Annotated in this window: 1 protein-coding gene; it reads right to left on the reverse strand. The window is 64.0% G+C overall.

The window, feature by feature from the left end; translation table 11 throughout:
* Positions 1-46: 46 nt before the first annotated feature.
* Positions 47-1,114, reverse strand: a complete 1,068-nt coding sequence (locus tag EU800_RS26035) for a tartrate dehydrogenase (protein WP_129636351.1) — start codon at positions 1,112-1,114, stop codon at positions 47-49.
* Positions 1,115-1,208 lie beyond the last annotated feature (94 nt).

Consider the following 1,208-nt stretch of genomic DNA (forward strand, 5'->3'; position numbering starts at 1 on the left):
GGCGGGTTCCATAGCCGTCCGCATACGACGTCAGCACCCTCCGTCTTCAATCCAGTCGGTCAATCACGGCCTGAGTAGCTTCGTCTGTCGAAGCGTTGCCACCAAGATCCCGGGGCAAGCAGTCTCCGGCACCTGTAACCTCTTCTATCGCTCGCATCAGGCGTGTCGCGGCGGCGGGTTGCCCGATGTGGTCAAGCATCATCACCAGGCTCCAGAAAGTGCCGATCGGGTTTGCGATACCCTTGCCTGCGATATCGAAGGCGGAGCCGTGGATCGGCTCGAACATCGAGGGCGTGCTGCGTTCGGGATTGAGGTTTGCGGTCGGAGCGATGCCGATTGAACCAGCCAGCGCCGCCGCAAGGTCCGACAGAATGTCTGCGTGCAGGTTCGAGGCGACGATCGTGTCGAGCGATGCCGGGGCACGCACCATCCGCACGGTCATCGCATCGACCAGCATCCGGTCCCAGGTGACATCCGGAAACTCGGCGGCAACCTCGCTCGCCACTTCATCCCAAAGCACCATGCCGAAACGCTGCGCGTTCGATTTCGTTACCACCGTCAGGCGCTTGCGCGGGCGCGACGCGGCCAGCCGGAATGCGTATCGCATGATCCGCGAGACGCCTGCGCGGGTGAAGATCGCGACGTCGGTCGCGACTTCCTGCGGCAGGTCACGGTGGCTGCGCCCTCCCTGGCCGGAATACTCGCCTTCCGAATTCTCGCGCACGATCACCCAGTCGAGATCCGCGGGGCTGGCCAGCCGGAGCGGGCTTTTGATCCCGGGCAGAATCCGCGTCGGTCGGACGTTGGCGTACTGGTCCAGCGGCTGGCAGATCGCCAGCCGGAGCCCCCAGAGGCTCAGATGGTCAGGAACGTCGGGCGCTCCCACCGCGCCAAACAGGATCGCGTCGAAGTCGCGCAATCTTTCGGCCCCGTCCGCCGGCATGAAAGCCCCTTCGCGCTTGTATCGCTCGGATCCCCAGTCGAAGCGCTCGACCTCGAAGCCAAACCCATCCAAACCCTGCAGGAGGTGTTCGACCACCCGCAGGCCGGCATCGATCACCTCGACGCCGATGCCATCACCGGGGATGACGGCTATTCGATAGCTGTTACGCATTGAACCTGTCCACGCGAAGTCTCACGCTTCGAGCCATTCCCGGAAGGCTGTGCCATAATCCGGATGCCAGCGCGAGAGCGGCGGACGGTTTTCG

It is taken from the genome of Tropicimonas sp. IMCC6043 (assembly GCF_004146235.1).
Lineage (GTDB): Bacteria > Pseudomonadota > Alphaproteobacteria > Rhodobacterales > Rhodobacteraceae > Tropicimonas.